This is a genomic window from Streptococcus infantis (genome assembly GCF_047463655.1).
Classification (GTDB): domain Bacteria; phylum Bacillota; class Bacilli; order Lactobacillales; family Streptococcaceae; genus Streptococcus; species Streptococcus infantis_Z.
Genome location: NZ_JASHDM010000010.1, coordinates 33,900 through 58,715 on the forward strand (window position 1 = coordinate 33,900; position 24,816 = coordinate 58,715).

At 38.7% G+C, this 24,816-nt stretch carries 30 protein-coding genes and 1 pseudogene; 10 read left to right on the top strand and 21 right to left on the bottom strand.

The features are described 5' to 3' along the window. Nucleotides 1–178 precede the first annotated feature (178 nt). From QM877_RS07540 to QM877_RS07570, 7 genes are all read left to right on the top strand, one after another. Nucleotides 179–574 (top strand): helix-hairpin-helix domain-containing protein, encoded by a 396-nt coding sequence (locus tag QM877_RS07540; protein WP_414318045.1) that lies wholly within the window; start codon nucleotides 179–181, stop codon nucleotides 572–574. A 292-nt stretch (nucleotides 575–866) separates the two neighbouring features. Then, complete coding sequence (locus tag QM877_RS07545; RefSeq protein ID WP_414318046.1) at nucleotides 867–1,445, top strand: flavin reductase family protein; 579 nt, start codon at nucleotides 867–869, stop codon at nucleotides 1,443–1,445. Next, nucleotides 1,432–1,995: a GNAT family N-acetyltransferase gene (locus QM877_RS07550; RefSeq protein ID WP_414318047.1), complete on the top strand. Its 564-nt coding sequence runs from the start codon at nucleotides 1,432–1,434 to the stop codon at nucleotides 1,993–1,995. The genes QM877_RS07545 and QM877_RS07550 overlap by 14 nt, the downstream gene beginning before the upstream one ends. Then, nucleotides 1,992–2,903 carry a hypothetical protein gene (locus QM877_RS07555; RefSeq protein WP_371560120.1) on the top strand — a complete coding sequence of 304 codons (912 nt, stop codon included), beginning with the start codon at nucleotides 1,992–1,994 and terminating at the stop codon, nucleotides 2,901–2,903. Before QM877_RS07550 ends, QM877_RS07555 begins: the two co-directional genes overlap by 4 nt. A 278-nt stretch (nucleotides 2,904–3,181) precedes the next feature. Further along, nucleotides 3,182–4,423 (top strand): hypothetical protein, encoded by a 1,242-nt coding sequence (locus QM877_RS07560; RefSeq protein ID WP_414318048.1) that lies wholly within the window; start codon nucleotides 3,182–3,184, stop codon nucleotides 4,421–4,423. Between the two features lie 31 nt (nucleotides 4,424–4,454). Next, entirely contained in the window at nucleotides 4,455–5,456 is a 1,002-nt protein-coding gene (locus tag QM877_RS07565) for a virulence RhuM family protein (protein WP_414318049.1), read from the top strand. 123 nt (nucleotides 5,457–5,579) lie between these two features. Next, a complete protein-coding gene (locus QM877_RS07570; RefSeq protein WP_414318050.1) occupies nucleotides 5,580–8,231 on the top strand; it encodes a valine--tRNA ligase in 2,652 nt (883 codons plus the stop codon). Nucleotides 8,232–8,480: 249 nt separating this feature from the next. Here the strand turns inward: QM877_RS07570 and tnpA are convergent, their stop codons facing one another. The 4 genes and pseudogenes from tnpA to QM877_RS07590 all read right to left on the bottom strand — a co-directional run bounded on the left by tnpA (nucleotide 8,481) and on the right by QM877_RS07590 (nucleotide 11,067). Then, complete coding sequence (gene tnpA / locus QM877_RS07575) at nucleotides 8,481–8,945, bottom strand: IS200/IS605 family transposase (protein ID WP_414318051.1); 465 nt, start codon at nucleotides 8,943–8,945, stop codon at nucleotides 8,481–8,483. A gap of 142 nt (nucleotides 8,946–9,087) precedes the next feature. Further along, a pseudogene (locus QM877_RS07580) lies at nucleotides 9,088–9,388 on the bottom strand (group II intron maturase-specific domain-containing protein); the annotation flags it as partial. An 87-nt stretch (nucleotides 9,389–9,475) separates the two neighbouring features. After that, nucleotides 9,476–10,162: a YoaK family protein gene (locus tag QM877_RS07585; RefSeq protein WP_414318052.1), complete on the bottom strand. Its 687-nt coding sequence runs from the start codon at nucleotides 10,160–10,162 to the stop codon at nucleotides 9,476–9,478. Between the two features lie 212 nt (nucleotides 10,163–10,374). Beyond that, nucleotides 10,375–11,067, bottom strand: a complete 693-nt coding sequence (locus QM877_RS07590; RefSeq protein WP_414318053.1) for a hypothetical protein — start codon at nucleotides 11,065–11,067, stop codon at nucleotides 10,375–10,377. A gap of 283 nt (nucleotides 11,068–11,350) precedes the next feature. Between QM877_RS07590 and QM877_RS07595 the strand changes: the two genes are divergently transcribed. Further along, nucleotides 11,351–11,581: a hypothetical protein gene (locus QM877_RS07595; protein WP_315640071.1), complete on the top strand. Its 231-nt coding sequence runs from the start codon at nucleotides 11,351–11,353 to the stop codon at nucleotides 11,579–11,581. Between the two features lie 221 nt (nucleotides 11,582–11,802). Here the strand turns inward: QM877_RS07595 and QM877_RS07600 are convergent, their stop codons facing one another. From QM877_RS07600 to QM877_RS07620, 5 genes are all read right to left on the bottom strand, one after another. Further along, a complete protein-coding gene (locus QM877_RS07600) occupies nucleotides 11,803–12,576 on the bottom strand; it encodes an NUDIX domain-containing protein (protein WP_049503793.1) in 774 nt (257 codons plus the stop codon). A gap of 1 nt (nucleotide 12,577) precedes the next feature. Further along, on the bottom strand, nucleotides 12,578–13,354 hold the full coding sequence (gene pnuC / locus QM877_RS07605) for a nicotinamide riboside transporter PnuC (protein ID WP_414318054.1): 777 nt from the start codon (nucleotides 13,352–13,354) through the stop codon (nucleotides 12,578–12,580). A 9-nt stretch (nucleotides 13,355–13,363) separates the two neighbouring features. Continuing rightward, the gene (locus QM877_RS07610; protein WP_414318055.1) at nucleotides 13,364–14,422 is read right to left on the bottom strand and encodes an AAA family ATPase; all 1,059 of its coding nucleotides are present in this window, start codon (nucleotides 14,420–14,422) and stop codon (nucleotides 13,364–13,366) included. Nucleotides 14,423–14,669: 247 nt separating this feature from the next. Then, on the bottom strand, nucleotides 14,670–17,102 hold the full coding sequence (locus QM877_RS07615; protein WP_414318056.1) for an ATP-dependent Clp protease ATP-binding subunit: 2,433 nt from the start codon (nucleotides 17,100–17,102) through the stop codon (nucleotides 14,670–14,672). A gap of 6 nt (nucleotides 17,103–17,108) precedes the next feature. Then, entirely contained in the window at nucleotides 17,109–17,567 is a 459-nt protein-coding gene (locus QM877_RS07620; RefSeq protein ID WP_001237459.1) for a CtsR family transcriptional regulator, read from the bottom strand. 464 nt (nucleotides 17,568–18,031) lie between these two features. On the opposite strand from QM877_RS07620, the gene QM877_RS07625 reads away from it, so the two are divergent. Together QM877_RS07625 and QM877_RS07630 are read left to right on the top strand one after the other, a co-directional pair. After that, complete coding sequence (locus tag QM877_RS07625) at nucleotides 18,032–18,241, top strand: CPCC family cysteine-rich protein (RefSeq protein ID WP_001044018.1); 210 nt, start codon at nucleotides 18,032–18,034, stop codon at nucleotides 18,239–18,241. A gap of 34 nt (nucleotides 18,242–18,275) precedes the next feature. Next, nucleotides 18,276–18,491: a hypothetical protein gene (locus tag QM877_RS07630; RefSeq protein ID WP_414318057.1), complete on the top strand. Its 216-nt coding sequence runs from the start codon at nucleotides 18,276–18,278 to the stop codon at nucleotides 18,489–18,491. A gap of 37 nt (nucleotides 18,492–18,528) precedes the next feature. Here QM877_RS07630 and QM877_RS07635 read toward each other — a convergent pair whose 3' ends face one another. The 12 genes from QM877_RS07635 to QM877_RS07690 form a co-directional block, all read right to left on the bottom strand. After that, on the bottom strand, nucleotides 18,529–18,873 hold the full coding sequence (locus tag QM877_RS07635) for a hypothetical protein (RefSeq protein ID WP_414318058.1): 345 nt from the start codon (nucleotides 18,871–18,873) through the stop codon (nucleotides 18,529–18,531). Between the two features lie 15 nt (nucleotides 18,874–18,888). Beyond that, a complete protein-coding gene (locus QM877_RS07640; RefSeq protein ID WP_414318059.1) occupies nucleotides 18,889–19,179 on the bottom strand; it encodes a hypothetical protein in 291 nt (96 codons plus the stop codon). A 48-nt stretch (nucleotides 19,180–19,227) separates the two neighbouring features. Further along, on the bottom strand, nucleotides 19,228–19,440 hold the full coding sequence (locus tag QM877_RS07645; protein WP_414318060.1) for a hypothetical protein: 213 nt from the start codon (nucleotides 19,438–19,440) through the stop codon (nucleotides 19,228–19,230). Between the two features lie 249 nt (nucleotides 19,441–19,689). Then, nucleotides 19,690–20,034: a hypothetical protein gene (locus QM877_RS07650; RefSeq protein ID WP_414318061.1), complete on the bottom strand. Its 345-nt coding sequence runs from the start codon at nucleotides 20,032–20,034 to the stop codon at nucleotides 19,690–19,692. A 63-nt stretch (nucleotides 20,035–20,097) separates the two neighbouring features. Next, nucleotides 20,098–20,682: a hypothetical protein gene (locus tag QM877_RS07655; RefSeq protein WP_414318062.1), complete on the bottom strand. Its 585-nt coding sequence runs from the start codon at nucleotides 20,680–20,682 to the stop codon at nucleotides 20,098–20,100. Nucleotides 20,683–20,842: 160 nt separating this feature from the next. Beyond that, a complete protein-coding gene (locus QM877_RS07660) occupies nucleotides 20,843–21,007 on the bottom strand; it encodes a DUF2292 domain-containing protein (protein WP_096421471.1) in 165 nt (54 codons plus the stop codon). Between the two features lie 526 nt (nucleotides 21,008–21,533). Further along, a complete protein-coding gene (locus tag QM877_RS07665; protein WP_414318063.1) occupies nucleotides 21,534–22,982 on the bottom strand; it encodes a virulence-associated E family protein in 1,449 nt (482 codons plus the stop codon). Next, entirely contained in the window at nucleotides 22,975–23,490 is a 516-nt protein-coding gene (locus QM877_RS07670) for a hypothetical protein (protein WP_414318064.1), read from the bottom strand. The genes QM877_RS07665 and QM877_RS07670 overlap by 8 nt, the downstream gene beginning before the upstream one ends. Further along, nucleotides 23,481–23,750, bottom strand: coding sequence for a hypothetical protein (locus QM877_RS07675; RefSeq protein ID WP_060956277.1), 270 nt, complete (start codon nucleotides 23,748–23,750; stop codon nucleotides 23,481–23,483). Before QM877_RS07675 ends, QM877_RS07670 begins: the two co-directional genes overlap by 10 nt. Before the next feature lie 4 nt (nucleotides 23,751–23,754). Then, nucleotides 23,755–23,961 carry a hypothetical protein gene (locus tag QM877_RS07680; RefSeq protein WP_414318065.1) on the bottom strand — a complete coding sequence of 69 codons (207 nt, stop codon included), beginning with the start codon at nucleotides 23,959–23,961 and terminating at the stop codon, nucleotides 23,755–23,757. 1 nt (nucleotide 23,962) lies between these two features. Then, the gene (locus QM877_RS07685; protein ID WP_414318066.1) at nucleotides 23,963–24,163 is read right to left on the bottom strand and encodes a hypothetical protein; all 201 of its coding nucleotides are present in this window, start codon (nucleotides 24,161–24,163) and stop codon (nucleotides 23,963–23,965) included. Further along, complete coding sequence (locus QM877_RS07690; protein WP_414318067.1) at nucleotides 24,160–24,612, bottom strand: hypothetical protein; 453 nt, start codon at nucleotides 24,610–24,612, stop codon at nucleotides 24,160–24,162. The genes QM877_RS07685 and QM877_RS07690 overlap by 4 nt, the downstream gene beginning before the upstream one ends. Nucleotides 24,613–24,816 lie beyond the last annotated feature (204 nt).

Sequence of the window (24,816 nt, forward strand, 5' to 3'; positions counted from 1 at the left end):
ACCATATTTTTCACTTTTCTTCTATTATCGCCTATCATTCTACGGCGAAATTTCCCATATATCTCCTATATTTCCAGTATATCAAGCCTTGCAATTCCTAAAGAAAGTTGATACAATAAGACCATAGAGATTCGATCCTTGTTCAGCCACAGGGATTTTTTATTGAAAGGATTTTATCATGTCAAAGGCACTCCAACGTAAAAAACAATTGAGAAACAGCCTCCGTCGCTCAGGTGCATTTTCAAACACTGTAAACAAGGTTGTCGAAGAAACAAAAAAAGTTGTAAAACACGCTGAAAAAGCAGCAAGTGATGCAGGTAAAGCTGTCTCTAAAAAGGTTGAAAAAACTGTAGAAGCAACCAAAGAGCAAGCTCAAAAAGTTACAAGCTCTGTAGAGGAATTCGCAGCTAACCTAGGTGGACTTTCAGTAGATCGTGCTAAAACTTTCTACGATGAAGGGATTAAATCTGCAGCTGACTTCAAAAACTGGACAGAAAAAGAACTCCTTGCCTTGAAAGGAATCGGTCCAGCAACTATCAAGAAATTAAAAGAAAACGGCATTAAGTTCAAGTAATCTTTCTTGTTCCTTGCTTTTCCGTCAAAAACTTGTTAAAATATAGCCATTAGAGGTGTTTTGAGTCCCACATTTTACAGAAAGTGGCGGTGCTGAGAAGTCCACAAATGTGTCAAAACTGGTTGCTAATGGATGAAATTAAAAAATGAAATATAAATGTCTTTTTGTTTAAAAGACGAGAGATGCGGGCTCTGCCCGAAATTGGGTGGTACCGCGGATAAACATATTCGTCCCTGTCAGATTAATGACAGGGGCGATTTTTCTTTTACACCCCTAGCCAAAGGAGGTTGCCATGAAACAATCTTTTAACACCAGTAAGCTCTACTATGGTTTTCCTATCTTCATTTTGGGCTATCAGGACCAGAACTTTGGGCACAATATCACGACCTGCAGTTCCTCTTATAGTCTGGGAGATTGGTTGGTCATAGGTGTTGGTGCTGAGGAAAATGCAGCTGACCAGATTAAGCATTACCAACAGTTCACTGTCAACATCCCTGACGAAAAACTCATGATCCAGATGGAGCAGGCTGGCTTTATCAGCCATCGGGAGAAATTGAAACACCTAGGGCTTGACTACGAGATTTCTGAACGAACTCAGGCTCCGATTTTGGAGGCCTGTCCAGTCGTTTTGGATTGCCAGGTTGATCGGATTATCGAGGAAGATGGCATCTGTCATATCTTTGCCAAAATTCTCGAGCGACTGGCTGACCAAGAGCTCTTAGATGACAAGGGCCATTTTAAAAATGACCACTTTGCACCTACTTACTTTATGGGGGATGGCCATCAGCGCGTTTATCGTTATCTAGATGACCGAGTCGATCCTATGGGGAGCTTCATCAAGAAAGCGAGGAAGAAGAATGACAAGAGCTGAACTGCCTGAACGAATCGAAACTGAGCGACTGGTCTTACGAGTCCGTACAGTTGCGGATGTAGAGGATATCTTTGACTATGCTAATCGTCCAGAAGTTTCTTACCCAGCAGGTTTTCCACCTATCAAGACTTTGGAAGATGAAATTTATTACCTAGAACATATCCTTCCCGAGCGTAATCAAAAGGATAATCTCCCAGCAGGCTATGGAATTGTGATTAAAGGGACCGATACAATCATTGGTTCTGTCGATTTCCCCCATCGCCACGAAGATGATGTGCTAGAGATTGGCTATACCTTGCACCCAGATTATTGGGGCCGCGGTTATGTTCCTGAAGCGGCGCGTGCCTTGATTGATTTAGCTTTTAAAGAATTGAACCTACACAAGATTGAGCTGACTTGTTTTGGTTACAATACCCAAAGTCAACGAGTTGCTGATAAACTTGGGTTTACTCTTGAAGCTCGTATCCGAGACCGCAAAGATGCCCAAGGCAATCGCTGCGATGATTTGAGATACGGCTTGCTGAGGAGTGAGTGGGAGGTGGTGAAATGAAAAAAATTGTTACAGACTTATTTAATAATATTTTTGGATGGCATTTACTATCATTTGCTGTAATAATATTTATTTCCTCTCGGCTTCAAGATGCTAATTTTTTTATTATAAAATACCTATTACTGTTATCTATGGTAATATTATCTATTTCATACTTTACTTTATCAAATTATTATCAGTTAGATAGAAAAAATGAAAAAAATAAACTTGCATTAGCTATAAGGAGTATTGTCTTTAGATTCTTATGGATTGTAATACTCGCTTGGATACAAATATTACTTTCATCTTTTAATATAAGTTTAGATGATCAGTTTAAGGAGATTTGCTCTCTTTTGTTGGCTTACTCATTAATTTTTTCACTCTTAGCAATAATGATTGGGATAAAAGTACGAACTCTTCTAGTTCTTATGATAGTTTTTCTTCCAATCTTATTATTACTGGGAGCATTTGATATAAAATGGTGGGCTCTAGTCACTGGTTTCATAACATTGTGGAATTTTATTAATTCAGAGGACTTTCTCATGTATCTAAGAGGTGGGAAAAAAATAGAAAATGTTCCAAAAGAGTTAAAATATAAGTGGTCAATTAATAAATTTGTTATTTATATTTTCACATTTTTATTTTACTTTTCACTTATAATATCGTCATTCTTCGAAAAGAAAAGTCCATGTTCTTTTGAAGATTATTTAAGCAACGGGGCAACAAGAGTATATTCAATGTTATTTCTTGTAGTATCAGTGATAATATTATTTAGTATACTCTTTGGCTATTATTATCTATTGAATCATAAGAAAGAAGAAGGAAGAGTAGCCAAATTTTTATTAAATATAGGTAAAAAAATGGGATTAAACAAGTTTAATAATACTATACAATTATATGTAAAAGCAAAAAATGGAGAACTAAAGTGAAACAACTTCCACCTAAATACACTCCATCCTATGTTGAGGCTGGTCGTTAACAAAACAACTTTAAGAAGACGTTCTCAAGACTCAAGAAGTTCAAAAGTCTCAATCTTTTTCGTTCGTGATTCCCACCACCCAATGTAACTGGAAAAACTCCACCTTGCTTACGCTTAGGGCACAACCTTCAAAATCAACGAATCGCTGAGAAAGTGGTTTTTCCCATTAATGCTTGTATCTGGCAGTCGAGATAGGACCTATTGAAGAATGAATTAGAGGAGAAATAGATGACTAAAAAGAAAAATAGAAAAAAAGAATTAAAACGCCAGCAAAAGTTGGATATCAAAGTTATTTCTGAAGAAGAGGCTGCTTGGACAGAAATCATGGCCAAAAATCCAACTTTTGTAGAACGTCGGACCATTCAAAATTTCGATGAACTACATACAGCAGTGATGCAATATGCTGATGAACACGGAGAGTATCCAGATGTTCAGCTAATCAATTACCAACTGAAAAATAGGACTTTTGATTGGAGTCAGGATCACGCTTTATTTAGAGAAGCTATGCATACTCCAAATACACAGAAGCGAAATAAACTGTTAAAGCAAGTTTTAAAAATCAATCCAGATTATTTTGCTGCTGATTTTCATTTATTCTTATCAGAAGTTGAAGATTTTGATTTGTCAACTTTTAAAAAAGTATTGGATTTTGAAGTTCTAGTTTTAGAAAAATGGAAAATGAACGGATACAATAGTTGGAATTATTTTGAAGCACGTCCTATCCTGTCTGCTCTCATGTTTCTGATTGAATATTATATGACGGAGAACTTAAATTCTAAGGCTATAGAATTGATTGACCTATATTTGAGTAAGCGACCAGAACGTTTTCCTCCTAATTTTGTCTTTTGTATGCTTTCCTTGTATCATATTACTGGTCAGGAACTAAAGGTTGAGCGTTTCTACCGCGAAGAATTAAATAAAGGGAAACGGGATGATACCATTCTTATTCATGCCATCATCTCTGCTTTTTCTCAAGGAAAAATTGAGGAAGCTAGTCAGCTATTTGCAAAATTAGTGGAAATCAATGATGAAGCTGTTGAATTCTTTATAGAGGAAGATTGGCAATTCAAGGTTATAGAGATCGAAAACCAAGAATGTTATTGTCCAAATTCAGTTGAATCGTTACAAGCTAGTTTGTATCCTCTGTTTGATTATTTACTAGAAAATATTATTTTAACGAAATTTTTAACAAACGAAGCCAAGAAGTTCCGTCGTAAACCAGTATTTTCGAATCATTCTAGTATGATAAAAAATTTATCCGAGGTCACTGACTGGCATTCCTTTATGAGCGAGGAAAAAATGAAGGGAATTCGGATGGATCTTGTTCACATCTTTGTTGAAAATGGGATTCGTAGGTCTTCAGATTTCGAAAAATGGACTGAAAAAGAAGTTCTCGCTTTGAAGGGAATTGGTCCCGTAACCGTTAAAAAGCTGAAAGAAAACGGTATAAAGTTTAAGAACGAGAAGTAATTGTTTATGGAAGGGGGGAGGTGAAATTGTCTTGAATGAAATTTCTAATTTCATCCTATATACTACGCCAAATGGTGACGTTCAGCTAGATATTCTTTTACAAGATGAAAATCTTTGGTTGACTCAAAAAGGTCTTGCAGAGCTCTTTGGAGTTGAACGAAGTGTCATTACAAAGCACTTGAGAAACATTTATGATAGTGGTGAGTTGGATAAGGTGTCAACTTGTGCAAAATTTGCACAGGTTCAACAAGAGGGGAATAGAACTGTTCGTCGTGAACTTGAATATTACAATCTGGATGCTATCATTTCAGTCGGCTATCGTGTAAATTCCAGCAAGGCTACTCAATTTAGAATTTGGGCAACCAACACCTTGAAAGAATTTATCATCAAAGGTTTTGTTTTAGATGATGAACGCTTGAAACAAGGACAAACAGTTTTCGGACAAGATTATTTCCGTGAACTTTTAGAACGGATTCGCTCTATTCGTTCTAGCGAGCGCCGAATCTATCAACAAATTACGGATATCTTTGCTGAATGTGCTATAGATTATGATCGAAACTCAGATATTACTAAAAACTTCTATGCTATGGTGCAAAATAAATTTCATTATGCAATTACTGGAAATACTGCTGCAGAAATTATCTATCAGCAAGCCGATGCTAATAAAGAAAAAATGGGATTAACTACTTGGAAGAATGCACCTGATGGACGAGTGCTCAAATCCGATGTAACGGTGGCAAAAAATTATTTGCAAGAACAAGAAATTCGACAACTAGAGCGAACTGTTACAGCCTATTTTGATTATATCGAGAGTTTGGTTGAGCGTCGTAACACTTTTACAATGCGAGGATTGGCAGATAGTATTGATCGCTTTCTATCTTTTAATGAATATGAAATCTTAGAAGGAAAAGGAAGCATTTCCAAGAAACAAGCAGACTCAAAAGCCATCCAGGAGTATGAAAAATTTAACCGCACTCAACAAATCATATCAGACTTTGATAAACATATTATGAAGATAATGAGAGAAAGTTAATGCAAAATTTTTCACCGTTTCTTTGCTTATAGAAGATAATGATAAAAACAAGATGAGTTGAATCAAAGCCTATCTTCTACATACTAATTTTATTTAAAGATATAAACTAGAAAGGACACACACATGTCTAAAGAACTTTCACCTAAATACAATCCAGCCGAGGTTGAGGCTGGTCGTTACCAAAAATGGCTTGACGAAGATGTTTTCAAGCCTTCAGGCGATAAAAAGGCTAAGCCTTATTCAATCGTCATTCCACCACCAAACGTAACTGGGAAACTCCACCTCGGTCACGCTTGGGATACAACTTTGCAAGATATCATCATCCGTCAAAAACGCATGCAAGGTTTCGACACGCTTTGGCTTCCTGGTATGGACCATGCTGGGATTGCCACTCAAGCTAAGGTTGAGGAGCGCTTGCGTGGTGAGGGCATTAGTCGTTATGACCTCGGTCGTGAAAAATTCCTTGAGAAAGTCTGGGAATGGAAAGACGAATATGCCACTACTATCAAGGAACAATGGGGCAAGATGGGCCTCTCTGTAGACTACTCTCGTGAGCGTTTCACGCTTGACGAAGGCTTGTCTAAAGCGGTTCGCAAGGTCTTTGTGGACCTTTACAAGAAAGGCTGGATTTATCGTGGTGAGTTTATCATCAACTGGGACCCAGCAGCTCGCACAGCCCTTTCTGATATCGAGGTGATCCATAAGGATGTCGAGGGTGCCTTCTACCACATGAACTACATGCTAGAAGATGGTTCACGCGCCCTTGAAGTGGCGACAACTCGTCCTGAGACCATGTTTGGGGACGTTGCCGTTGCGGTCAATCCAGAAGACCCACGCTACAAGGACTTGATTGGTAAAAACGTCGTCCTTCCTATCGCTAATAAATTGATTCCAATCGTTGGAGATGAACACGCAGATCCTGAGTTTGGTACTGGTGTCGTGAAAATCACACCTGCCCACGATCCAAATGACTTCTTGGTTGGTCAACGCCATAACTTGCCACAAGTTAATGTCATGAACGACGACGGAACCATGAATGACTTGGCCTTCGAATTTGCAGGTATGGATCGCTTCGAAGCTCGTAAGGCAGTCGTGGCTAAGTTAGAAGAAATCGGTGCCCTCGTTAAAATCGAAAAACGTGTCCACAGTGTTGGTCACTCAGAACGTACAGGTGTTGTGGTTGAGCCACGCTTGTCTACACAATGGTTCGTTAAGATGGACCAATTGGCTAAGAATGCCATTGCCAACCAAGATACAGATGATAAGGTAGAATTCTACCCACCTCGTTTCAACGATACCTTCCTCCAATGGATGGAAAATGTCCACGACTGGGTAATCTCTCGTCAGCTCTGGTGGGGTCACCAAATCCCTGCTTGGTACAATGCTGAGGGTGAAATGTACGTCGGTGAAGAAGCTCCAGAAGGTGACGGATGGACTCAGGACGAAGACGTTTTGGATACGTGGTTCAGTTCTGCCCTTTGGCCATTCTCAACTATGGGCTGGCCTGATGTCGACTCAGAAGACTTCAAACGTTACTTCCCAACTTCAACCTTGGTAACAGGTTACGACATCATCTTCTTCTGGGTGTCTCGTATGATCTTCCAGTCATTGGAATTCACTGGCCGTCAACCATTCCAAAACGTTCTGATCCACGGTCTTATCCGTGATGAGCAAGGACGTAAGATGTCTAAATCTCTCGGTAACGGGATTGATCCGATGGATGTCATCGAGAAATACGGTGCCGATGCCCTTCGTTGGTTCCTTTCAAACGGATCTGCACCAGGGCAAGACGTGCGCTTCTCTTACGAAAAAATGGATGCATCTTGGAACTTCATTAACAAAATCTGGAACATCTCTCGCTACATCCTTATGAACAATGAAGGCTTGACTCTTGAGCAAGCAACTGCCAATGTCGAAAAAGTGGTCAACAAGGAAGCTGGAAATGTCACTGACCGCTGGATTCTCCACAACCTCAATGAAACTATCGGAAAAGCAACTGCTAACTTTGACAAGTTTGAGTTTGGTGTTGCTGGCCACATCCTCTACAACTTCATCTGGGATGAGTTTGCGGACTGGTACGTTGAGTTGACTAAGGAAGTCCTTTATAGCGATAACGAAGAAGAGAAAGTCATCACACGTTCTGTTCTCCTTTATACTTTGGACAAAATCCTTCGTCTCCTTCACCCAATCATGCCATTTGTGACAGAGGAAATCTTTGGACAAATCTCAGAAGGCTCTATCGTTACAGCGGAATACCCAACTGTTAACCCAGCCTTTGAAGACCTCGCTGCTCACACAGGTGTGGAAAGCCTTAAAGACTTAATCCGTGCTGTTCGTAATGCGCGTGCGGAAGTAAACGTAGCACCAAGCAAGCCAATCACGATTCTTGTTAAGACTAGTGATAGCGATTTGGAAGCCTTCTTTAACAGTAATGTCAACTACATCAAACGCTTCACAAATCCAGAACACTTGGAAATCGCATCAAACACCCCTGCACCTGAACTCGCTATGTCAAGCGTCATCACAGGAGCAGAAATCTACTTGCCACTGGCAGACCTCCTCAATGTCGAAGAAGAACTCGCTCGTCTCGACAAGGAACTGGCTAAATGGCAAAAAGAACTGGATATGGTCGGCAAAAAGCTCTCTAACGAACGCTTCGTAGCCAATGCCAAACCAGAAGTCGTCCAAAAAGAACGCGACAAACAAGCCGACTACCAAGCTAAATACGACGCGACCGTCGCGCGTATTGATGAGATGAAGAAGTTGGTGAAATAAAATCGAGTAGCGGCTAAGACTATCCCCACTCACACTACCGTACATGCCGTTCGGCATACGGCAGTTCAACTAACTTTTAACGCATGCTGTTCAAGGCAATAAGCCAAATCATAACCACCCGTCAAACGGGTGGTCTGTACTAGGGCTATAAGCCCAAATTACCAGCCAGCGCCTAAAGACGCTGGCTTTCACTTTGTTCAAGCCTTATTGCCTTTGACTCGTCACAAGCCTCTCAAAGAGGCATATGTACTACTTGCCACTATCCCTAAAGGGATCTTCATATTCTTTTACACTCAACTTATCTAAAGCAATATCTTTTCGCTCTTGTTCCTGAATGTATTTCTTTATTGTGGCTTCATTGAGGCCAACTGTACTCACATAATATCCCTCTGCCCAAAAATGTCGATTCCCAAACTTATATTTCAGATTTGCGTGTTTATCGAACATCATTAGAGCGCTTTTACCTTTTAAATATCCCATGAAACTTGAAATACTAATTCTAGGTGGAATACTTACCAACATATGAACATGATCTGGCATTAAATGGCCCTCGATAATCTCAACACCTTTATAACTACATAATCTATGGAATATTTCTCCCAAACTACTTCGATATTGATTATAGATCACTTTTCGTCTATACTTAGGGGTGAACACAATGTGATATTTACACATCCATTTTGTGTGTGATAAACTATGTGCTTTTTGAGCCATATTTTTCTCCTTTCGCTTTACAATTGGCTTGAACACCTTAATTGTATCGCGTTTGGAGTTTTTTGGTATAACCTTCGATGCGCACCCGCATAGCGGGTGATTTTTTTGTCTCGCACCTAACGGAGCGAGACGGACTGAAAGTCACATAATACGAAACCAGTCCACGTTTTCGAGGACTGGTTTTGATATATCGCGTTTAAGTACCGACCTCTGAGCCCTAATTGATAGTGTTCACCCCAGCCAGATACCTTATCTGCTATCCATTTAGTAATTCCTAACTTAAGTAGGACCCACAGTTAACTAGGTTTCTTTTTCCGTTACTTCCAGATAATCACTTGTAGGCGAGTTCGCAATCGCTCATCTACGCTGGTGACTATGCGCTTCATATTTCCCAATGAGAAATAATTTATCCATCACCTAATGGACAAATTCAGTTGCTCAAGAGTTCACCGGTATTGGGGAGCCCACGGATACGACATGTCCATCATACCAAAAACGGCAAATCTCAATTTGAGAGATCTGCCGTTTTTTTATATATTTTCATCTTGCAAATCGAGTTGCTTCACTCTAGCAATATAGCAGGACATGATCAAAAACAGATTGAAGCTGACAATCCAGATAGACCATTCATGGAGAAAATGCATAGATACAGCCAAGCTAATGGCCCCCACTACGAAACTGCCTACAACAATGCCATAGTTCAAGGCTTGACGACGATATTCTTGAACATCTCCTTCTCCTCTAACGATACGATACAAAGCAGTCAACATTTTTCGGTAATTTCCAGAGGTCATAAAAATGACATAGGGATGATCTTCAATCAAACTACCCGTAAATGTTAGCATCATCATTCCAGTTCCAAAAGCAATAAAAGGAACTTCTAATAAAGGAAAGCGAGAAAAGAAGGGCAGAACAAGGGTCCCGATAAATAAGGGAAGTAGCATCTTAATTCGCCAATAGGCTGTTTTGCGATATTCTTTCATGTGTAAGGCAAAAAGAAAGCCTAGGGAAAAGAATATAATCGAGCAGAATCTCAACATAGTATTGATGACATGTGAATCGTGCCAATCTGATATCAGTAGGAGAATGTTCCCTGTCTGTGTCGCCACCAAACTATGGTACTGGATATGACAGAACACATCCAAAGAACCACCGATAAAGCCAAGGAACACTCCCATGAGTCGTGTGTTTTGAGGTAAAATTAATTTATCTGGCATTGATTCATCACTCGTTTCCCTTTGATTTTTTCATTATACCACTTTCTCTGAAAGAAACTAAGTGAAAAACGGTCAGTTCAGGTAGATATGATTACATATACTCCTAAGTTCGTCTCATCTCTGAAGTTCATTTATGACGTCTTATCAACTTCAAATGCTGTAGGTACTCATCAACTGAACTATTTTTAAACAAATTATTTCTGTACTGAAGTCTATGGCTTAATCAAAGTAACACTTGAAACAGTGCCATCCGCACCTGTTGTAATTTGGATGATTTTTCCACCACCAATTTTGGCATTATATTTACCATCATCAAGAGTATAGGCATAGCCTTGGATAGAGTAGTTTTCTTTCTTACCATCAGCAGATTCTACTGTAAATTGACCACCTGATGAAACCGTGATAGTCTCGCCATTAGCCCCCTTCCAGTTGCCAGCTACGGCAGAGAAATCTCCATCAACCATGGTTAGAACACCCTTGTAACGTTTGTTGTGTTCTGCTTGCTTATCTTGAAGTTTGCGGTCAGTAGTTGGATCATAAGCTGATTGGCTTGTCTGTGCTTGAGAGCCTTGCTGATTTGACGGAGTTTGCGAAGACGCTTGTTGGTTAGAAACTTCTTGCCCCTGTCTTGTTTCTGGTGCTGGTGTTGCTTGCGATTGGTTAGCAGTAGTCGTTGACTGATCAGAAGATGATGATTTAGCTTTTTCTGATGAAGTTGAACTTGAGGATTTCTGAGTCTTGTTCTCTTTACTTGAAGAACTTGCCTTAGAACTAGAAGATGCTTGTGTTGTCTTGCTAGAACTATCACTTGTGGTATTTTCTTTCTTATTACCACAAGCCCCCAATAGTAATGTTGAAGCGAGTACAGTTGCAGCCATTAATTTGATAGAAGTTTTATTTTTCATTTTATGCTCCTTTTGTAACATTTTTGAAATGTTAAGAAATATTTTTGTAACATTATTGTAATATTTGTTTTTGAATCTGTCAACTATTTATCTAAAATTTTTTAGAATTATTTTTTAGTACATTTATTTCCTTATCCCTCCTATATCTTTTATTCGTAAAGAATTAAAAAAAAACAGGAAAATTTTTCCTATGAGAATACTATATTTTATACGTGTAATCGCTTGCATTTTTTTCTTAAAGAACTATAATAAAATTGAAATAGGATATTGGAGGTGTAGGCTTATGTTAAGCAAATATTACAAGTATCTTCCTTGGGTGATTTTAGATGCTTTCGTTTCTTATGGGGCAGCTACTCATTACGCTCAAACAACATTTGATTTGTTCTACCTAACTGCCATTTTCATGATTGTCTATGTAGCTTTATTGTATTTACACGAAACCTATTTAAAATATAAATACAAAGATTTATTCATTCGAATCATGAGTAATTCAAAGACAGATAAACATCCTTAATTAGTAAAGCAGTCAAATAGCATCAAAAAAGAGGTCGGGAAAAATCCCGACCTCACTTTTTTATGACTAATAAGTCTTTGACACGATGGCTGAATTGACTTTTGACACAAACTTTATTTTCTCTATTCTCAAGCTCAACCAGCCATCGGATTTGTTGAAACTTCTCAGGACTGAAACTAAGAAACTAAGACTTAGGCTATCGATTTCGGTCCCCAATCTTTTTATTTTAATCGATAGGTTTTTCTTGGTTTCTTTTTAGGAACTCGTTTAAGTCCAACTTCTTCTACGTATTCTCCGTATTTTACGAGAAAGTTATTGCTGACGATTGGTCGTCCTGGGTTGATGAGATTAACCAGTTCAGTCCCTTCATAGACAGTGAATTCCTCCTCCAGCAGATAGAGAAAGGTCGGATTCCAGTCAAGACGCCCTTGGATTCGTTTAATAGACTCTTGGATAATGGCATAATGGTCAAAGGCGAAGGCTTGCTCCCCCAGCTCTAGTCCCTCTAGGAAGCACTTGCCCGTCTGAAAATCAACATCGACAAAAACCACATCCTTGGCATCATCTCCAGCTTGAACGAGATCAAGTGCGCGGCTAGGTAGATACACCAAGTGGGCGATAGTAACCGTCCACCCCCGCGGATCACGACCTGGGGTAGACACTGTCATCAACTGTTCGATTTTTTCCAAAGGAAGGTCAAGATTAACCTCCTCTCTCACTTCACGCTGACAAGCATGCCTTGCATCTTCGCTCTTATCCATAAAACCACCGACCAAAGCCAGACAGTTTTGATAAGGATGGGCCTTGCGACGAATTAGCAAGAGTTTGATTTTCCCTTCCACAAAGCAATAAGCTACCATATCCACCGTCACGCTCGGTTTTTCATACTGAGGAAGATCCTGTTTGCAGTACCAGTCTAAAAATTCCTTCTCAGTCGCATGAATCTCAAAATATTCTCTCTCTGTCATTCCAGCCGGGATTATCGTTTCAGTCATCTTATCCCTCCTTGACAGCCTTAGTCCATTGGTACCAACCGACTAGACTATTGATGGTGTAGACCCAGTACATCCCTTGGATATGGATGTTTTCACCCCACCAGAGGTAGATACTAAAGAGATTGGTTGCAATCCAGAAAATCCATTGCTCACGGTAAAGACGTGTCATCAAGAGCTGACCAACACCATTGGTCGCATCAGTTACACTATCACGGAATGGGCGAGCGCTATGGATACTTTGGTAAGCCAAACCCATGCCAATCCAGATGAGAACTGTCAAAGCCAAGTACTTGAGCCAATCAATCAGGCTAAGTTTCTTAGCTTCAAAGTGAGACTCCTCTGGTCTTCCTTGTTCATTGATCCGATTAGACAACCAAGTATAGAGACCAATAGGCTGCATGACAAAGAAATAAACTGTTGTCAAAACTTCACCGTAGAAAGTAGCATTCATAGCTAGGACCAAATAGATTGCAGAGTTAATAGCACCAAAAAGGTAGTTACTAGCTCGACCTTCAGCTACTAAGATAACGCAGACAATCCCTGTCCAAGAAGCCAAGAGACCAATCCAGTCATGACTTTCTGTATTTTGTGTAAACTCCAGAATAAGAGGAACACTCGATAAAACAATCAAATAGAGCCACTGGAAAAGACTACGTCCTACAAAGAGGTCTTTCCAAAGCAAACGCATAACTCCTGCAAAACCAATTTTACGAGCTTCTGCGTGAACATTTTTAAAGTTTGCGATAAATCGAGTAATTTTTTCAGTTATTTTTTTCATTTTCTTCTCCTAATCTGCTTGGTAAATGGCATCGATAGCTACTTTTGCTGCTTCATAATTTCCTAGATAGTCATCAGCTAGATAAACATGAGGGATAGTAGCTAGATATTGCTCCCTCATCATATCCAAATGCTGAGAAAAACTGTGACGGATATGGTCTTCTGCCATGGTCATGTCGCGAAAACCATCATTGACATAAGAGCCAACAGGTTGCACAAAGAGGATTAAATCCCACTTTTCCTTGGCTAAGATGGAAACAAAGAGATTATCAAAGGTCTCTCCGGATAAGTCCTCCTGCTCTTCGCTTTCCATGTAGTAATCGTAGTAGCCCTTAGTTACCAAAGAGTTTGTATCTGCAATGACCAGGCCTCGATTGGCATTGCTATCGATTAACTTGGAAGTTTGGTCATATTGGCCCAAAAGAAGGTAATAATAATCTTTTGGGGTAAGCTCATCATCTCGGACATTATTTTTTATCTGATATTCACGAGCATACTCCAGACTGACTGGCGCATCATAAAAGCGAGCTAAATCCTTGGCTAGAGTTGTTTTCCCATTACTAGCACTTCCCATAATCAACACTTTTTTCGTAAACTGACAGCGGAAAGGTTGAGCAATGTATTTCCAATATTTGCTTGGATTTTCTCGAATCATAGTAGCCGAAATTCCAAATTTTCTTTCCTGTAGGACAGTCTCGAAACCACGTTCTGACAATTCTTGTTGGTATTCGGATTCTCCTACAAAAAAGATGAGCTCCTGACCAGTCTGGTCGTAGGAAATGGCCTGCAACATCTGATCCAACCACTCCTGCCAGCCCATTGGATAGCGTGGAATATTGGTTTCGTCAAGTTTACAAACAGAGGTCAACTCATCATCTCGAAAAGCTTCACGAATATAGCGAAATCTCTTTTGTAGTGTAAGCCCCACCTGTTCACCACGATCTCCCTTATAACCTGAAACTACCACCCATACAGCATCACATTGACGTTTTGCTCTTTGGATTAAATCAATATGCCCTTGATGTAAGGGAGCAAAGGTGCCAAAAACCACCGCTATACTCTTTTTCATATCTGTTCAACCTTTTTATAAATTTTTATATTTTATATCATACTCTATCTTCTTCTGTTTGTCAATGCTTTTTTATTATTTTTTATAAAAACATTGCTGCATGATAAGAATTTTTTACTTGATATGCAAAACCGGATCAGGAGAATTCTGTTTTGAAATCCTTAAAATAAATGCACAATCCAAGTAGCTATTTGGGCAACAACTTTTCAAAAAAGAGGCTGAAACAATCTGTTTCAACCTCACATTTTTAAACAATCTCAAATTTTAATTGACCAGCTTTAACACCAATTTTCAGAGTCTTGCCAGCTTCCAATTCACCTTTAAGGAGAAGCTCTGCTAGTTTGTCTTCTACTTCTGTTTGCAGAGTTCTGCGCAGTGGACGAGCCCCCATCTCTGGATCATAGCCTTGCTGAGCTAGAAGTTTAAGGGCAGATGCTTGGAGTTTCAAGTCAATTCCTTTTTCTGCTAGGCTTGCAATCAATGGTTTGACCATAATCTTAACTACTTCTTGCATATCTTGACTTGACAAGCTATGGAAGACCACTTTTTCATCAATACGGTTGATAAACTCTGGACGATAAGCCTTTTTCAGCTCCTCAAACATCCGTTTTTCCATATTTTCTTGGTCAAAACGAATATCCTTGGCTCCAAAGCCGACTGTCTTGTCATCACGAAGGGCTGTCGCACCAAGGTTTGAAGTCATGATGATGATCGTATTTGAGAAATCAACCTTGCGACCTTTACTGTCTGTCAGAACACCATCATCCAAGACTTGCAAGAGGACGTTAAAGATGTCTGGATGCGCCTTTTCTACCTCGTCAAAGAGCAAGACTGAGTATGGCTTGTTACGAACCTTCTCGGTCAATTCTCCACCTTCTTCGTAACCTACATAACCCGGAGGAGCTCCATTAAGACGACTAGCTGCAAATTTCTCCATGTATTCACTCATGTCAAAGCGGATAAGAGCAGACTCATCATCAAAGAGAACTTCTGCCAAAGCCTTGGCTAGTTCAGTTTTACCAACACCTGTCGGTCCAAGGAACATAAAGGAGCCAATCGGGCGTTTGTTATTGCGGATACCCGATTGGTTACGACGAATAGCACGACTAATGCTAGAAACCGCCTGTTCCTGTCCGATCACACGCTTGTGGAGTTCCGCTTCAAGATTAAGATACTTCTTGGCATCTGTTTGGGTCAATTTTTGAACTGGAATACCTGACAAACGACTCAAGGTGGTCAAAATATCTGATTCTGTCACTAAGTCTTTATAGACCGGAACTTCCTGCTCTTTTGCAATAAGTTGAGTAGCTTGCTTCCATTTACCATCCATCAAGGCCTTATCAGCTGGTGTTAAACCTGACTCTTCTTGTTTAGCGTGTTTCGATTTATTTTGCACTGTTGCTGCCGCTTCATCCAAAAGATCGATTGCTGAGTCTGGCAAATGACGACTCGTCAAATAACGATGTGCCATTTTGACAGCTGTTTCGACTGCATCGTCTGTAATTTGGACATGGTGGTGTTTCTCATAGGTTGCTTTCAAGCCCTGCAAAATAGCCATACTATCTGCTAAACTTGGCTCCTCAATCATCACCTTTGCAAAGCGACGAGAAAGGGCTGCGTCTTTTTCGATGTGCTTTTGATACTCTTCCTGAGTAGTCGCACCGACAGTTCTCAGAGTTCCACGCGCCAAGGCAGGTTTTAGGATATTGGCCGCATCCAAGGTCGAATCAATCCCACTTCCTGAACCCATAATGGTATGAAGCTCATCGATAAAGAGGATGACCTTGCCATCTTCCTCGATATCTTTGATGATATTGTTCATACGTTCTTCAAAGTCTCCACGGAAACGAGTTCCCGCAACCACATTCATCAAATCAAGCTCTAAAACTCGCATTTTAGCCATCTCAGTTGGTACATCTCCGTTGGCAATACGTTGCGCAAGGCCAAGTGCCAACGCTGTTTTACCCACACCTGCATCTCCAACTAAAACTGGATTGTTTTTAGTTTTACGGCTCAAGATTTGAATCATACGAGAGATTTCTTGGTCACGCCCGATGACTGGTTCCAATTTACCTGAGCGAGCTTGCTCTGTAAGATCATGCGTATAATCTTCCAAACCTCCACTTGGTGTCTGAGGCATACCCATCATATTAGCCATAGAATTTTGCTTGTCCACTACCGTACGATGGCGTTGACGAAGGGCCTTCAAATCATCTCTAGTCCAACCAGCACGCGCTTCAAGACTACGACGAAGTCCAGCAATCTTGACCTGATCCTTCTGATCTTCGTAAGAAAATCCCGCTTTTTCTAGAATGCGAGTAGCTAGGGCATTGCCATCATGTAAGATAGCATAAAGCACGTGCTCTGTTCCTAAAACCTTGGCATGCACCACAGAAGCTACATGCTCTGCTTCCAACAACAATACCTTCAAACGGTGTGAAAAAGGCAACTCCTGATAATTTTCCTTATCGCTATACTTTGTTTCAGTCAGCTCTACAGCAACTTCCTCCAGACGATCAATCTCATAGGGAAATTCATTTAAAGTCGCCCCAGCTACACTGTAACTATGATTGGCCATAGCAATCAATAGGTGCCAAGACTCTAGGTATTCTGCCCCAAAATGACTTGCGACCAGAAAGGCACTGTCTATACATTCTTTCAATGCTTTTGAATATTTCATTTAGTTCTATTTTCCTTTTCTATCTACCTCTTGTAATAACTGTCGGAGCATATTGGCACGGATAAGATTGGCATCCTCACCTAAAACCCGGTCTGTCGCCATCGCTAGTAATAGATTCATCTCCTGACGAGTCACTAAATCCTGTTCAAACAAGAGTCTTAAAACATCTTCAAAGATAACTAGGCTGACTTCTTCGCCCACCGAATACAGTAAATCGCGGAGCATTTCATGGTGGTTTGAGAATTCAATCCGTCCTATACGAATGTAGCCACCACCACCACGCTTACTTTCAACCAAGTATCCCCTGCTTTCTGTAAAACGAGTCTTAATCACATAGTTAATCTGACTAGGAACAACCTGGAAAGTATCTGCCAACTGACTCCGTTGCAACTCCACAATACCAGATTGATCTAAAATTGCCTTGATGTAGGCCTCAATATGATCTGATGTATTTTTAAGTCTCATAACAAACCCACCTCTCTTTAAACCTTGACTATCTTTGACTATACTATCATTTAACACTCTATAAGTCAAATTTTTAAGGCTCAACCATTGGAAATACTGACTTTTTTAAAAAACACTTTGGCATTAATTCGCCTTAGTTTTTCTTGAAAGTTCCTAGAAAAGTCCACAAAAAAAGCCCTGAAAAGGGCGTAATATTGACGAGTTCAGCAGGCGAGAAACTAGCACGGTCAAACGTGCTTTTTTAATACCTGGTAATATTATAGCATATCCAGAAAACTCTCTCAATCATTAGCAATAGCTCCAATGTTGAAGTATAATGATACTATAACTCTTGCAGAAGCTAAGAAAGCCTATCTCAGAAAAGTTTAGAAAGATAAGAGAATTTAATATAAAAATATTTAGTTCTAGCCAATTAATATTTCTGGTTTCACTATTTTAAAAACAATAATTAGGAGTAAATAATTATGAATAAGACTGGTAAAGAAAATTTAGTAATGATTAATGATGAAGAATACGTACATTGTCCAGTTTGCGGAACATTGACCGCAGTTTATGACATTTGTGATCATTGTAATTGGCAAAATACGGGGGAAACCAACATTGATGGAGGCCCAAACAAGATGACACTAGCAAAAGCTAAGGAAGCTTACGTTAAAGGGATTCCAATAATATAACAAGCTATAGTACTACAAAATCAGGAAAATAAAAATGAAACTTAGAAAGTTTAACAATAAAGTTGTAACGATGACAGACGTTGATAACCAGACCTTTGAGGGAATTTGTCTTTTTGAAGATAAGGATACTTTTGATGAAGAGTATGATGCTTTATCTGTTAAGACAGGTTTACGATGGACGAGGTTATTTGAAAATGAAATTTTAAAAGTTGAAATTGCTGATAAAACCGAGCAGTCAAAAAGCCCTTAGATTTGTTTCTAGGGACTTTTTATTCCACCAGTAGTTTTCAATCGTAATATGTCAATAATGCTCCTTCTCGATAATTACGAGCAAAATCTAGTAGGATTTCACTTTTGAGACGATCATACTCTGTTTTATCAATATCCAGTGAGCTATAAAGTTCTTTCAAAGTCTGCTTTTGTTTTTGGGAAACAATAAATAAATTATAAAATATATCACGTTTCTTTCCGTCTAGGCTACTACTATGAGAGTCTATCATTTCGACTATTTCTATAGCTTTGGTTTCAAATGCTCCTGGAGTATCTCTAAGATTGGCTAACTTCTTCAGCGACTTGTAACTCTTCAAAAAATGATATGCTCTTTTAGCTGTCTCTACGTTGTCTACTTCCATTTCATACTACCTAACTCATTGAAAAAAATCTCTCCAGAAAGGATTCTCTCTATCAAAAATTCTAACTTCTTCTTCCGTCATATTGTGAGGATAATCAAGAAATAAGTTATAAATTTTTTGCTGATCAAAACTGAACAACAGCTCTCCTCTAAAATCTATCTTATCAATCCACCAAATTTTTGATTCTTCATTGTTTTTGTAAAAATCACTATATCCTTCAAGATTAGACTCTGAAATAAGAACTTCATCCAATTCATGGGATGAACTTGGTTTATCGCACTCCATTAAGTCATTATTTAACATCATTCAGGCTCTTTCTATCATCTCTTGAAATAATGTGACCATATTTTTATTTTACGATACTTGTGGAAAAACTTCATCCCATATATCCACTAAACTTTTACCATCAAAAACTTTAGCTTCCATAGCTTCATCAATTGTATCAAACTGCTTACCTTCATAGTCATAACCAACTACACAAATGCTGGATAAGAAACAAGCACCTCGGCCATTATAATTAAATTCAAGATCTGTGTCTAAATGTTTTTTAATTTCATCTTTTTTCATATAAAATTACCACATCTCGATTATATCATTTTTTATATTTCTAAGCCCTAACATTTTATTTCATTATTTCTTAATTCTGTGATTTGGCGCGAGAAAAAATGTACAGTGACGGCGTGAAGCTCGCGAGCTCCGAGGGGGAGGGGGATATCCCCCCATCTTCTCCCTGATTGCTCCAACCTCTTTCACAAAAAATATTTTTCCCGTTTCACTTTATTAAAAAAATTTTTAAAATTATTTTTTATGGATTCTTTAAAATAAATCTTTCAGCATTTCACTCATAGCTTTGTTGAGTTTTTGCTGATGTTCATCTGGCATTGATAGGCGCTGACTAACTTCCTTATCAACCTCTTTGCGTTTCTCTTCCGTCAAGCGTTCAATCTCTTGCTCTCTCTTTCTTTCCTTCTGTTCTTTTAATAGTTCATCGGAACGATCTAGTACCGCTTGCCACTTAGCGTCTCTTGCTATATAGCCTTGTCTCTGACGTTCCCAAGCATCCTCAATTTGTTTAGTTTTCTCTTCATAAATCTCAGAAGACTTTTCTGCTAAATTCTTCCCATATTCGTTTAAATCAATCTTAACATTGGGTAGGGTCATTGTATATACCTCATCTTTCTATTTGGCTAGTAGGGGCTGATAATTGGAAGGGAGGAGTATTTTTTAACCTTGTCCCTTTTTAAAATTCCCGACAATTTCTTTCAAGCTATACTGATATCCGTACAGGGTATTTCTTGGAGAATAAGATAAAACTGATAATGGATTCATAATCCAACCGCCGTTTTTACCTTTCTTATAATCCTCATTATTTTTAGAGATTTCCTTTTCAAGTTTTTTCAGCACTTCGTTTACACGTTCCATTGCCTTAATTGCATCGTCTCCAAGTTCTACAACTTCCATCAATTTTGCTTCTGCTGGTGTAAAGAAATTATTTTGCTCTTCATCAGCCAATCTATATATGTCTGCAACCATAGCATGGTATTCATCGTAAGAAATCATTGGGGCTTTAGTCAATTCTTTCAAACGTCCCTCATGAAATTCCTTTGTACGTTCTGCTGCCCATAGTTCGCTTTTTGCCTCAACGTATTTTTCTGAATTGATTTCTTTTTGAGCCTGTACCAGCTTGGCTTGAACATCTGAAATAGCTTGATTGACTTTAACTAATTCCGCTTCAGTTGTCTCAATATCCTTCTTATTTTGTTCAATCAGTTTGTCAATTTTAGTTTCAATAGTTTGTAATGTTTCCATGTTTTTATTCCTCATTTCTTTTATTCTTTTTTATTGTACTTGTTACCTACGATTGTCTACTGGATCTTTATTCCTCATTGTTCTCCTCTTTCCAAAAGCAAAAAGAGACGTAACAAAAAGCCACTTAGCTTTAATGTTACGCCTCTAGTTTTCTAGTCAGCTATCTTTCTTTAATTGTTGTTTCAATCTGGACAATATTACCATCTTGACTGGTAAATACTACACTTCCAAAGTCTGGTATTTTTTTCATTTCTATTATACCATTTTTGACAAAAATAATAAAGTTATCCTGTAAAAATGGCGTGTAATCTTTGTTCGGATTCATCTGTTTTTCCTCTCTTTTTTAGTGTCATATATTTAACATATCTTCTATTCTGTTAAATTCAAGCCGTTTTCTCAATCCCTTTTGTATCAAGGGGAAAGGCCTATTTTGCGTTTTTTAATTTACATTTTTTCATTATGTTAAATACACATGAATTTTATAGCTAAAATAACCTCCAAAAATCAAATTCAATCACTGAAAAATAATCAGTTTCAAAAAGGTAGTCATTTTTGAATATCTAGTGACTACCACTTCTGCCTTACAGCCACAAGGGTTTAGAAAATGCGTAGTCAGGTAGTCACCTCGCTCCGAAAAAAAATAAATAATAAACGCTTTTAATCTATTTATTCTATTTACTTTATAAATAATGTAAAATAACTACTTTTTAATATAAAAGTCAATAATATCAAGGGCTTAATAGGGTAGTCAGTAAAAACTTAAAAACTACACTTTTTCTAAATCCTTTTTGTTTAAAGGCTCTAGCTCCCCTCTAAAAGGTAGTTATTTTTTGAGTTAGTGACTACCCTAACTACCTTTTATGTTTTGAGTAACCAGGTTTAACGCTTTTTCCAAATTTCAAAGATCGTTTGTGTTCCCATCCCTCTTTATTTTGCATATACTTTTTAACCTTTGCTTTATCCTTTGGTGGTGCTTTGTCAGTTAGATAGACTTCTTGGAAAAATAGGTTTATAGTCATCTTGTCACGTTCTACCAATTCGCCATATTTATCTGTATCAAGTTCAACAGTTCCGCCTTTACTATTTCTAAAATAGCCCTCGTTCATCATGTCATAAATATAGTAATACCTGGTTCTATCTGTAACTGGGTAATGGTACATGTTTTTTGGAAAAGGTAAAGCCAAATAACGCTCCAAATCCTCAAGAGTTTCATCAGCAAATTTGTACCTACTTCTTACCTCATTTACCAGCTTCTCCTGTTCGTCTGTCAGCGTCAAATACTGGTTAGACTTCCAAGCTACTACCATAGCGCCCCAAAAGGCTCTGCGGTCTTTTTTCGTCCACTTCCTGCCCTTATAAGTGGTATCCTTATGTACTTCAGCAACAAGAAAGCGCCTTTCCCCTGTTAAGTCGTTCAAATAATCATGATCATTAGTTGCCCTCACGATGATAAAATTCTTGGGTAGTCGTCTATCACTGGAAGCATAAGGAGGTCTATACTCTAGTTTGGTTTCGGTGATGAACTTCTTCAACTCTGAAAAACTAGCCTTTTTACTGGCCACCATTTCATCATCAAATACACACCAATTTCTAACCATTCTAGCCTTATCGTCTTTGTCTGTGAAAGTTTCAACGGTTGTAAAATACTTGTGAGTGAATAGCCCCTCAAAAAATTGGGTTTTCCCTACTCCCTGCCTTCCAGTCAAGTCCAGCACAAAGTCAAACTTAATAGAGGGGTCAAATACCTTAGCAACCGCCCCACGGAAAAACAAATCCATGATAATACGGTTATATTCATCATCTTTGATATTGAGATAATTCCTTAAAATAGCAAAGGGGTCACGCTGATTCACTAAGTCTCTATATTCGCTTTCGCATGATTCCAGATAGTCTTTTAAAGGGTTGTAGCTATGCTCACCAGCCACCACCTCCAAAATATCAGCGATATCCCCTTTTTTATAATCTATCTTGTACTTTGTAGCAATATAAGCCCTAATCTCTCTAATAATTAGGTCGTCAATGGTTCCGCTTAAGGTTCTACCGTTCAATTTTGTTGCTTTTGTCACGTCAATTTCATAAGTGAATGTATTGTACTGTATCGCCCCCTTCAGTTTGCTATCTCCACTTAAAATCTTCTTAAGATTGTCCAAGGTAACCGCAAAGCCTTTCCCTTTGGTTTTCGGTGTTAGATTCAGACTATTATTATCCTCGTTGGTCTCTCTTGCTTGGGTCAAGTTCACCACGGTAGGCGGCGTTTGCTCTTCCTCAATGATTTTATTTACAATGTCATTGTTATTCAAAAGCCACCTCCTTATAGAATTTTGTCGCTACTTCAAGGAAATAACTGGCCAACTCTTTCCGTCTGACGATAGTAGAAAACAAGTCCACTAACTGACTAAAACTGTAGCCATTGACAAATAATAATCGGACTAGTGTAGCCGTCTCATACCTGGTATGGATACCATTACATATTAAGTCAAAAATCCACCCTTTCAGCTCCACGCCAAGCCCCTGCCGTTGCTCAGTCAACTTGTTTACTTCTAAATCTTTCAAGATCATTAGTAAGTCAGGACTGGCCAAGGTAATTTCTAATGGTCTAGCTAGTTCCCAGCCCTCCCTATCACTCTTTTCGTCTCGGATAGCTACATATAAGCCTTTGTAACGAAAATCCGTCAGTCCCTCACCTATTGGCTCGTAGTACACAAACTTATAGTAGTTTCCATTCTTCCAAACTTGAGTTGGTGTAGACTTGAGAAAGGCAAATAATGCTAATTTGTCAGCTGATAAAATCAACTCGATCACTCGCATTCTTCCACCCCCAAGAACTTGAGAACTTCGGAAATTTTATAATAAGCCTTTCTAGTATCCTCGATTGGTGGAATATATTGCCGTAAGCCTGCATGTTCCCAACTACTCAGGGTTTTGTCCCCTATATTTAACTCTTCCTTAAGTTCCGTTTTACTAATCAAATTCAACTTCTTTGGAGGAATTTTTTCATGGTTCTTTAGATACCGTTCCACTGATTCCAGAATATTCGACTTTAGATCCTCAATCATCTTTTCAAACATATCATCACCTCCACGGTTTAACCCCTGCAAGCTGAATATATCGCCCGTAGCAAGGACTTAAATCCTCGCTAGGTGTTTCTTTCATCTGTCTATTTTCTCGCTCAATCTGGGCGCTTTTTTTACGATCTCGATGGTTTAAATAAATCAGCAAGCCAATGAGTAACCCGGAAAAGATAAGCGCCTGTGTGTTGGTTAAATTTAACTCATTCATCTTATGTCCTCGCTTTGTAATTCTTAATATATAACTGTTGCACTTCAGGCTCCATCTTTTGGAAAGCTTCAACTTCTTGAACGGTTACTTTTTTATTGATAAAATCAACAATAAACTGGAATAAATTCGGATTGTTTACCTTTAAATCGGCCATGAAGTTATCAAATTCTGTTTGTGTCATGTTTTTTATGTCTAGTGTCATTGCATTGCCTCTTCAAACTTCTCTACTAGACAATCCTTATTCACTTGATGAGCCCCATTTTTAGACTTAAAAATGATATCCTTCAAGGTTATAGTAGCCTCTAAATATTCCTTTTCAGCATGTTCTATATATGCCTGTTGCTCTGCTTCGTTGTCAAAAAAGTGCTTGGCTTGGCGTTTAAAGAATGCTTGTCGCATAGCATCCATTTCAAAAATACCAGGGTGGAAAAACATTCCCGTAGTGCTTTTAGAGACTGCCTCGATTTTATGGCTTTCATTCAATTCAGGAAGTTCAATCCAAAGTAAGCGGTGTAAATTTTCTTTGATAGCTTTTAATTGTCCTGATAAGAGTCCTATTCTTAAAAAATCATTGTTTTCGTCTGCTTGGTGTAATTCCATACTAATTCTATCCAAGCTTTTAGCGATAATATCGTATGTTGTGTCTGTCATAGTGTTTTCCTGTGCCTTTTAATTGTTGTTTCCTATACATGATTAGCACCACTCCAAACGCTGGGCGATTGCCCCTAGTTGGCGGACGCATGTAGTGATGTTTCGTGGGTAATCACCCACATTTTTTCTAAACAAGTGCTTAGAGTCGCCGTGTCAGCACTCATTTTTCAAAACCTTTTCTAATTGCTTGCCTGCACTTCGGTT

Bases quoted from the DNA above. Each gene is read 5' to 3' on its own strand.
- QM877_RS07560 (WP_414318048.1), top strand. From the start codon at position 3,182: ATGACTAAAAAGAAAAATAGAAAAAAAGAATTAAAACGCCAGCAAAAG.
- QM877_RS07590 (WP_414318053.1), bottom strand. From the start codon at position 11,067: ATGAAAAATAAAACTTCTATCAAATTAATGGCTGCAACTGTACTCGCT.
- QM877_RS07555 (WP_371560120.1), top strand. From the start codon at position 1,992: ATGAAAAAAATTGTTACAGACTTATTTAATAATATTTTTGGATGGCAT.
- QM877_RS07660 (WP_096421471.1), bottom strand. From the start codon at position 21,007: ATGAATCCGAACAAAGATTACACGCCATTTTTACAGGATAACTTTATT.
- QM877_RS07545 (WP_414318046.1), top strand. From the start codon at position 867: ATGAAACAATCTTTTAACACCAGTAAGCTCTACTATGGTTTTCCTATC.
- QM877_RS07685 (WP_414318066.1), bottom strand. From the start codon at position 24,163: ATGACACTAGACATAAAAAACATGACACAAACAGAATTTGATAACTTC.
- QM877_RS07595 (WP_315640071.1), top strand. From the start codon at position 11,351: ATGTTAAGCAAATATTACAAGTATCTTCCTTGGGTGATTTTAGATGCT.
- QM877_RS07540 (WP_414318045.1), top strand. From the start codon at position 179: ATGTCAAAGGCACTCCAACGTAAAAAACAATTGAGAAACAGCCTCCGT.
- tnpA (WP_414318051.1), bottom strand. From the start codon at position 8,945: ATGGCTCAAAAAGCACATAGTTTATCACACACAAAATGGATGTGTAAA.
- QM877_RS07655 (WP_414318062.1), bottom strand. From the start codon at position 20,682: ATGGAAACATTACAAACTATTGAAACTAAAATTGACAAACTGATTGAA.
- QM877_RS07650 (WP_414318061.1), bottom strand. From the start codon at position 20,034: ATGACCCTACCCAATGTTAAGATTGATTTAAACGAATATGGGAAGAAT.
- pnuC (WP_414318054.1), bottom strand. From the start codon at position 13,354: ATGAAAAAAATAACTGAAAAAATTACTCGATTTATCGCAAACTTTAAA.
- QM877_RS07585 (WP_414318052.1), bottom strand. From the start codon at position 10,162: ATGCCAGATAAATTAATTTTACCTCAAAACACACGACTCATGGGAGTG.
- QM877_RS07550 (WP_414318047.1), top strand. From the start codon at position 1,432: ATGACAAGAGCTGAACTGCCTGAACGAATCGAAACTGAGCGACTGGTC.
- QM877_RS07615 (WP_414318056.1), bottom strand. From the start codon at position 17,102: ATGAAATATTCAAAAGCATTGAAAGAATGTATAGACAGTGCCTTTCTG.
- QM877_RS07640 (WP_414318059.1), bottom strand. From the start codon at position 19,179: ATGATGTTAAATAATGACTTAATGGAGTGCGATAAACCAAGTTCATCC.
- QM877_RS07645 (WP_414318060.1), bottom strand. From the start codon at position 19,440: ATGAAAAAAGATGAAATTAAAAAACATTTAGACACAGATCTTGAATTT.
- QM877_RS07670 (WP_414318064.1), bottom strand. From the start codon at position 23,490: ATGCGAGTGATCGAGTTGATTTTATCAGCTGACAAATTAGCATTATTT.
- QM877_RS07610 (WP_414318055.1), bottom strand. From the start codon at position 14,422: ATGAAAAAGAGTATAGCGGTGGTTTTTGGCACCTTTGCTCCCTTACAT.
- QM877_RS07600 (WP_049503793.1), bottom strand. From the start codon at position 12,576: ATGACTGAAACGATAATCCCGGCTGGAATGACAGAGAGAGAATATTTT.
- QM877_RS07690 (WP_414318067.1), bottom strand. From the start codon at position 24,612: ATGACAGACACAACATACGATATTATCGCTAAAAGCTTGGATAGAATT.
- QM877_RS07675 (WP_060956277.1), bottom strand. From the start codon at position 23,750: ATGTTTGAAAAGATGATTGAGGATCTAAAGTCGAATATTCTGGAATCA.
- QM877_RS07635 (WP_414318058.1), bottom strand. From the start codon at position 18,873: ATGGAAGTAGACAACGTAGAGACAGCTAAAAGAGCATATCATTTTTTG.
- QM877_RS07620 (WP_001237459.1), bottom strand. From the start codon at position 17,567: ATGAGACTTAAAAATACATCAGATCATATTGAGGCCTACATCAAGGCA.
- QM877_RS07625 (WP_001044018.1), top strand. From the start codon at position 18,032: ATGAATAAGACTGGTAAAGAAAATTTAGTAATGATTAATGATGAAGAA.
- QM877_RS07680 (WP_414318065.1), bottom strand. From the start codon at position 23,961: ATGAATGAGTTAAATTTAACCAACACACAGGCGCTTATCTTTTCCGGG.
- QM877_RS07630 (WP_414318057.1), top strand. From the start codon at position 18,276: ATGAAACTTAGAAAGTTTAACAATAAAGTTGTAACGATGACAGACGTT.
- QM877_RS07570 (WP_414318050.1), top strand. From the start codon at position 5,580: ATGTCTAAAGAACTTTCACCTAAATACAATCCAGCCGAGGTTGAGGCT.